Genomic DNA, 6,815 nt, shown 5'->3' with positions numbered 1-6,815 from the left:
TTCAAAAGGGATTGCGACACTGAGTATTCGGGCACTTATCACAAGTGCCCTCTTCTTTGCAATGGTAGAAACCTGCCCTACTTCAAAAGGGATTGCGACATTTTACCATCATGTTATACCTCCTATGGTCTTTTTTGTAGAAACCTGCCCTACTTCAAAAGGGATTGCGACCATTCTTTACACGGTTCTTTGTGGGGACACTCCCCTGGTAGAAACCTGCCCTACTTCAAAAGGGATTGCGACCTAAACATAGACAAATCAAGCACTTGATCACGTTGTAGAAACCTGCCCTACTTCAAAAGGGATTGCGACAACAGGGTACCCCCTTATGGGGGCAATATTCGATATAATGTAGAAACCTGCCCTACTTCAAAAGGGATTGCGACCATCTTTATCATCCCAACACTTTATGGGCAACGATACTACCCAGTAGAAACCTGCCCTACTTCAAAAGGGATTAAAGAAAGAAAAGAGAAATCTGCTCTACTTAAGAATGCTTGCATAGAAAGAAAACAAGGAAAATTTTTGAACTTTAAGCTCACAGAAACGGCAAACAGTTTACTCAAGAAACATGACAGCATCTTAAGAGGTTTTTCTTACTCTTTGGAAAATGAGGCTTACCTTGATCTATCCATGGTTTTAGCAGAAAATTTCGGAAGAAATGTTAAAGAAAAAATTGAAAGGTTCTGGGAAGCCAGTAAGGTGATTAACTTTTTACCTTACCCGAGTTTATAGGGTCAGCTGAGAAGAATGTATAATCTTCCTTTGCTAACACCTTTATCTGCAAGGAAGTCCTGTCATTGTATCACACTTCAACCAGCGTACTTTTCGCCCCTTCATTACTTTATTTTTGTAAAAAAAACTAACAAGTATAGTTGTAGTTGGGGGTCGGTATTTGCGTAAAATCACCTTCTAGGTGAATAAATTTCAAAATACAAATTTTCCAACTTACATGATTTTGCTTAAGAATTCATCTAAAATAGCGTTAAAAGTGTCAGAAAAGAGATTTTTTTATGATTTAATATTAATAACAAAATAAAAGAAAAAAAGGAGAAAATTTAATGACTGAATTGCTCCTTTTGATAGCAGTTATCCTGTTTATCTTCATTAAATTCTCTTCTCGACTCTCAGGTGATGAGTTTTCCATCCCAAAGAACCGTCTGAATGTATCTTCTTTGGATGAAGACGCTTTTTACGAAAAAACTCACTCTTACTCGTCTTTGTCCACAGATAGCGACGACTTCTGGTTCTGGTATCATCGCCATCACTATGACAATGACAGCGACGACGACTTCTGGGACTGGTATTACCTACATCACCACTCTAATGACGACTACCTTTTTGACGATTATTTTAGCCGTTATGATGACTTCTCACGATGGAATGACTAATCAAGTTTTTGTAACAATTTCTCTCGTTTCTTGGGGGCTTAATTTAGGCAAAAATTTAAGAGATTTCTGTGTCAGATTTTGTGTTTGAAACCTGTTTTATTTATTATTGAATAAAAAACTAAGGGTAGAAGGGGATTTATGAGAAGGAAGGTTGTTGCCTGCTCTTTAGCCTTGGCCTTAACCCTTCAGTTAACAGGTTGTGCCACCATTCCCGAAGCCATAGAGTATCGCCAGCTTACCACCAACTACAAGATGACAGATACCATCTTTCTTGACGTAACCAAAAAAGCCAAATACAGAAATGTCTATGTGGATGTGAGAAACACCTCGCAACTTCAGGAAGTTGACACCGAGGTCTTGAGAAAGGCTATAGCCGATAAACTTGCTGGCAAAGGCTACAATCTTGTTCAGGATCCGTCAACGGCAGACTACATCCTTCAGGTTAACATCCTTTACTTTGACTACTACCGAAAAACTGGAGCAAAAGAAGGAGCAGCAGGTGGTGCCATTGCAGGAGCCATTGCAGGTGGGGCGGCAGGAGGTAGAGACGTTGAGGCACTGATACTTGCAGCCATAGGAGCCGGAGTTGGCTATGTAGGTGGAGCTCTTGTTGGTTCGGCTATAAAAATTGAGACCTTTGCTGGAGTGGTTGACATTCAGATCATGGAAAGAGCATAAAATCCTGTGATTGGCAAGATCATAACAGAAGCCAAACAGGGAACAGCCACAACCATCCATACCGAACAGCAGATTAACACCAACTACCAGCTCTACCGAACAAAGCTTGCCGTCACAGCCACCCAAACCAACCTGAAAAAAGATGAAGCAGCAAGGGAGATTGTGGACAAGATATCTCAACAGATTGCAGGCATTTTCTAAAATTCTCCCCTAAAATGGTTATAGCAGGAGGAGTCAAATATGAGAAAAAAGGTGAGTCTGTGGGACAAGTGGCTTAAGCATGTCCTCCTTTCTCTCCTCTTGATAGCTGGTCTGTTTACCTCTCTTGCTTTTTCTCAAACTAACCAAGGTAAAGGTAGCTGGGAAGAGGTAGAAGAGCGAGTCAAAAATCTTCCCAAGGAAGAACGCTTACAAAGATGTCTAAACCTGACGAAAGAGGCCTTAAAACTTTATCTAACAAAGGACCCAGCTTCTTTTACTAAGGAAGAAAAAGACCTGATAAGAAGATTTGATTTAGCTTTAAAAAGGGAACCAACCACGCAAGAAAAAATTTCATCTGCGGTGGGAGATGTGTTGGTAGCTCCTTTTCTTTTGATATCTAAATTAGCCTTTGAACGAAAATTTGCCGTAAACACAAATAGTACTGTCCCACACTCAATCCCTGAAGAAAACTTTTACTACTGCCAAACCGTTTTAAGCCCTCATTACAAAATCAGAACAGTCAAATCTATATCTTCAGGCCTTGAAAAAAGCAAAGGGAAGTTTACCTTCGTCATTCTTGATTTGCACAGTCCGATTGCTTTTTTTCTTAAAGAAATCTACGGAGATAGCGCTGAAACCTACGAAATTAAAGACAATCCCTATCAGTTTTTTAATGAAAAAACACTGAAAAAAGAGATTAAAAAAGCTTTAGAAAGAGAGAACAAAAATTTTTGCCTGATATTTTTAGATGGTTATGTTTATGGTGATTTTAAAGACGAAAAATATAATTACAGAATAATCTGCCCGTCCTTCAACCTTGAGAAAAAGTTTTATGAATTTATAACCTTAAGAGATCAAGAGGTTGACCAGCGCTCGCCCAATGCCATAAGAGAACTCCTTGAGTGGATAGAAAAAGAATTCGGAGAAAGGGGACGAGGGTTAATTAAGAGAGTAAGAGAGATAAGCAAAAATTGAAAAAAGAAGATTGTTTTATAAGAAATTATTTTAAACTGCCAGGGTAAAAAATTAAAAAAATACAAATTGCCGGAGGAGAAAAAATGAAAAGAAAAAATCTTTTTCTCTATCTTATTCTTTTGCTCTGGTTTTTAGCGCATAGCACCTTCGCTTACGCTCAATCTCTGATAGAAGAATGTTTCAACTACTTTGATGCCCAGGATTACCATAGGGCAATCTCTACCGGAAAAAGGGCCGTAAACCTTTTTCCTTCAAGTCCATACAGTCACTTATGTCTCGGAAGTGCATACTTAGAAACTGGAGAGTTTGACCTTGCTATTACTTATTTAAAAAACGCAGAAAGATACACAAGTCAGAAAAACGAGTTAGCATCAATTTATAACCAATTAGGCCGTGCGTATTACCGTAAAGGCTCATTAGATGAAGCCCTTTTTTACTATAATAAAGCTCTTTTACTGGCTAAAGAAACAGGAAATAGAAGAGGAGAAAGCAGTAATTTAAACAATATTGCCGGAATCTATCGGAAAAAAGGAGATCTTGAGAAGGCCCTTTTTTACTATAATGAATCCTTAAAACTTTCGGTGGATGAAAAAGAAAAAGCAACAACATACAACAATATCGCTCTTATCTATTCTGAGAAAAAGGATTACAGCAAGGCGATAGAATATTTTAAAAAAGCTCTTGATATTGATGAACGATATGGCAACTATCATGGATTTGCTACAACCGAGCTAAACCTTGGGGACACTTATAGAGCATTAAAAGATTTTAAAAATGCCGAATATTATCTCTTTGATGGCTTAAAGAGGGTTCAAAAGATAGGAGATAAATACTGGGAAGGTGTTGCCTATAAGTACATTGGATGGCTTTATAGAGATAAAGGAGATAAAAAACTTGCCAGGGAGTATTTGAACAAAGCCTTAGATATCTTTAAAACAATAAATGCAGAAAGCGGCATAGAGGACACTATTTTCTCTCTGGCATCACTTGATATACCTGAAAGGGTAACTCAGGCTGTCTATGGTGGGGTTGAGGTTGGTTCAAAGGGTGTAAAGGCTTTAGCCTATGAAATCAAGCTTGGAGACGGCGAGCTCTATGATTTAAAAGAAATCTATCGGGGAAACATCAACACCACCATCATTTCCGGAGTAAAGGAAACAGGGAGGTTTTCTCCTGAAGGTATAGAGGATACGGTTAAAGCAGTTGCAGAGTTACTGGCAGAGCTTAAAGCAAAGGGTGTCCCGAAAGAGCAAATATTTCTTGTTGCAAGCAGTGCCGTTTCAGGGGTTTCTAACTTTGATGAGCTTTCCGCAAAGGTTAAGGAAAAAACCGGTTACATTCTTAAAAAACTGAGCAAAGACGAAGAGGTGCTTTACAGTATTGCTGGAGCTGTACCTGAAAAATACTACTATACTTCGGTAGTTCTCGATATCGGAAGTGGAAACACAAAAATAGGTTATGTTGAGAAGACAGGAGAGAAGCTTACAGTTAGAAGCGTTGAGATACCTTACGGGACAGTTACCCTTACTGAAAAAGCCAAGACGCTGAATGGAAACTTCAGGGCAGCTCTTAAGAAAGTGCTTGACGGTGAAGTCAAACCACTACTTAAAAAAGAGTTTGGGCGGTATCCAGCTTTTAAGGGAAGGCGTGATGTATTTCTTCTGGGAGGCATCGTGTGGGCAACGGTGAGCTTGAAAAAACCTGAGAGTGTGAAAGAAAGTTATGTTAAAATTAGTATCAAGGACCTTGAGGGATTAAGGAAGGGTTTAAGTCAAGCACCACAGAAGGTATTTTCTCCAGATCTCGGAAAAGTTCCAAAAGAAGATCAAGAGAGGGCTAAAAAGGAAGTTATGAAGGTAAGGGATGTGTTTTCAGAAGAGAACTTAGTTGCAGGAACGGAGCTACTTGCAACCATTCTTGACGCAATGGGCACAAAGGACAAAAGGCTTTACTTCTCAAGATATGGGAACTGGCTTGTTGGCTATGTAGTGTTAAACGGTTATTTTAAAGAAAGTAAACAGTAAAAGATGGAGGAAGGAACGATGAGGAATTGTGACAGGATTTTGGGTTTGATCAAAGCTTTGCTTCTTTTCTTATTTGCCACACCTCTTCTTGCCAGTAATGACCCAAGTCCGCTTGGGCTAACGCTTGGCAAAGCCACTATCTCCGACTTGAAGAATAAATATTCTGCCGTTAAAAAAGGTATAAACGCATACTCAAACGGTGAGATGTATGAAATTGATACCTCAAAAACTGACGTAGAAGGGTTGAATTCGGCAACAGCTATCTTTGACGAAAGGGGACTGCTTGTAGCAGTGATCATGAAGTTCCCAAAGGGTAAATTTGGAGAGCATTACTACTACTGGGACAAGGTTTTCAAATCCCTGCGGGGAAAGTATAAACTTGTTAAATCGCGGGTTCCCTTTGTGGGAGATAGATATGCTGAATTCATCAGCGGGAACTCTATAATTATTCTTGATGCTCCTCATCTAAGTTTTACCATGACCTTGATCTATGCCAAAAAAGACTTTTGGAACAAAGTACTTCAAACCGAACAGAAGGAACAACAAAGAAAAAGAAAAACTATGGAGCAAAATCTTTAAGTTCAGTAAACAAAAAAGTTATTGTTAAAAAACTGAGATTATAAATATTTCTAAGATCGATGGAGGTATGCCTTATAACATGGTAAAATTATGTCTGCTGTAAAAACCTACTCTATAATTTTTGTAATTTTTTGTAGAATGATGTTTTAGGTATAACACCTAAAATTTTTAAAGGGTTACAAGCTTCCCTCGGGTTAAAAACGCTAACATTATTACTATCTTCTACACTCATCCCCCTTAATATAGAAAAAAGCTAAGAAAGAAAAAGTAGAATGTCATTGAATGGAATTAGTTTAATTTTCAGGGCAAAATTGGGTTCGTGTGACGAGTTGAAAAATTTTCAATTTTTAATACAATTATTTTTTAATATAAACTAATTATCAGTAAATTTTGTTTTTAAGATGAAAAGGATAGGGTCTTTACAAAATTTTATAACGGTACTTCCTTCAAACGAAAAGTTTTTAGTTTTGATTGATTATCCTCAGCTTATTGATTTAGAAAAACTATTAAAGGTAAAACTTGGTGTTACTCATGAAAAGAAAAAGCGCCCTGCTATTTTATGGAAAGAAGCTGAAGAATCCAAAGAGTTTTTTTATTTAGTCTTTCTGACTGCCTCTAAAAAAACCTCAGTTTCTGTAGACCTTGACTTTTGTCCTAACAAAAACTCTCTATGTAAAAAGTTTTGGTTTTATAGAAATTCTTATGTTTTTCAGACTTTGGATCAAAAACTTTTAGCAGTAAAGATTAAAGATGTAGCTCTCATAAGTAAAATCATCTACTGTGGGTTTTGTGAAGACCTTGACCATTTAAATAAAATGAACTTTATAGAGATTTAAAATAAAAAAGTTTATGACCTATGAAAGATTATAAGGTAGTATTATAAATTTTGTGTATGGATTGGTGGTAAAGATGGATTTAAAGAAAAGGGTTGAATTTAGTGAAAATTTGATAAAATGCCCTCCTGGAA

5 protein-coding genes, 1 pseudogene and 1 CRISPR repeat array are annotated in these 6,815 nt (G+C 37.5%); all 6 genes and pseudogenes read left to right on the top strand.

The window, feature by feature from the left end; genetic code table 11:
• Nucleotides 1-64: 64 nt before the first annotated feature.
• Nucleotides 65-464: a CRISPR direct-repeat array (repeat unit 35 nt; unit sequence GTAGAAACCTGCCCTACTTCAAAAGGGATTGCGAC).
• Between the two features lie 61 nt (nucleotides 465-525).
• The 6 genes and pseudogenes from PWP26_RS08180 to PWP26_RS08155 all read left to right on the top strand — a co-directional run bounded on the left by PWP26_RS08180 (nucleotide 526) and on the right by PWP26_RS08155 (nucleotide 6,684).
• Nucleotides 526-735: a hypothetical protein gene (locus PWP26_RS08180; protein WP_287568708.1), complete on the top strand. Its 210-nt coding sequence runs from the start codon at nucleotides 526-528 to the stop codon at nucleotides 733-735.
• 794 nt (nucleotides 736-1,529) lie between these two features.
• Nucleotides 1,530-2,270, top strand: a pseudogene (gene traT, locus PWP26_RS08175) (complement resistance protein TraT).
• Between the two features lie 39 nt (nucleotides 2,271-2,309).
• Nucleotides 2,310-3,245 (top strand): hypothetical protein, encoded by a 936-nt coding sequence (locus tag PWP26_RS08170; protein WP_273010675.1) that lies wholly within the window; start codon nucleotides 2,310-2,312, stop codon nucleotides 3,243-3,245.
• 83 nt (nucleotides 3,246-3,328) lie between these two features.
• On the top strand, nucleotides 3,329-5,269 hold the full coding sequence (locus tag PWP26_RS08165; RefSeq protein ID WP_273010674.1) for a tetratricopeptide repeat protein: 1,941 nt from the start codon (nucleotides 3,329-3,331) through the stop codon (nucleotides 5,267-5,269).
• An 18-nt stretch (nucleotides 5,270-5,287) separates the two neighbouring features.
• On the top strand, nucleotides 5,288-5,848 hold the full coding sequence (locus PWP26_RS08160; protein ID WP_273018872.1) for a hypothetical protein: 561 nt from the start codon (nucleotides 5,288-5,290) through the stop codon (nucleotides 5,846-5,848).
• 401 nt (nucleotides 5,849-6,249) lie between these two features.
• Entirely contained in the window at nucleotides 6,250-6,684 is a 435-nt protein-coding gene (locus PWP26_RS08155; protein ID WP_273010672.1) for a hypothetical protein, read from the top strand.
• The last annotated feature ends 131 nt before the right edge of the window (nucleotides 6,685-6,815 follow it).

It is taken from the genome of Thermodesulfobacterium sp. (genome assembly GCF_030445475.1).
Lineage (GTDB): Bacteria > Desulfobacterota > Thermodesulfobacteria > Thermodesulfobacteriales > Thermodesulfobacteriaceae > Thermodesulfobacterium > Thermodesulfobacterium commune.
Note: the sequence above shows the minus strand (reverse complement) of the source record. Positions and strands in the feature narration are given on the sequence as shown.

Bases quoted from the DNA above. Each gene is read 5' to 3' on its own strand.
- PWP26_RS08165 (WP_273010674.1), top strand. From the start codon at position 3,329: ATGAAAAGAAAAAATCTTTTTCTCTATCTTATTCTTTTGCTCTGGTTT.
- PWP26_RS08170 (WP_273010675.1), top strand. From the start codon at position 2,310: ATGAGAAAAAAGGTGAGTCTGTGGGACAAGTGGCTTAAGCATGTCCTC.
- PWP26_RS08160 (WP_273018872.1), top strand. From the start codon at position 5,288: ATGAGGAATTGTGACAGGATTTTGGGTTTGATCAAAGCTTTGCTTCTT.
- PWP26_RS08155 (WP_273010672.1), top strand. From the start codon at position 6,250: ATGAAAAGGATAGGGTCTTTACAAAATTTTATAACGGTACTTCCTTCA.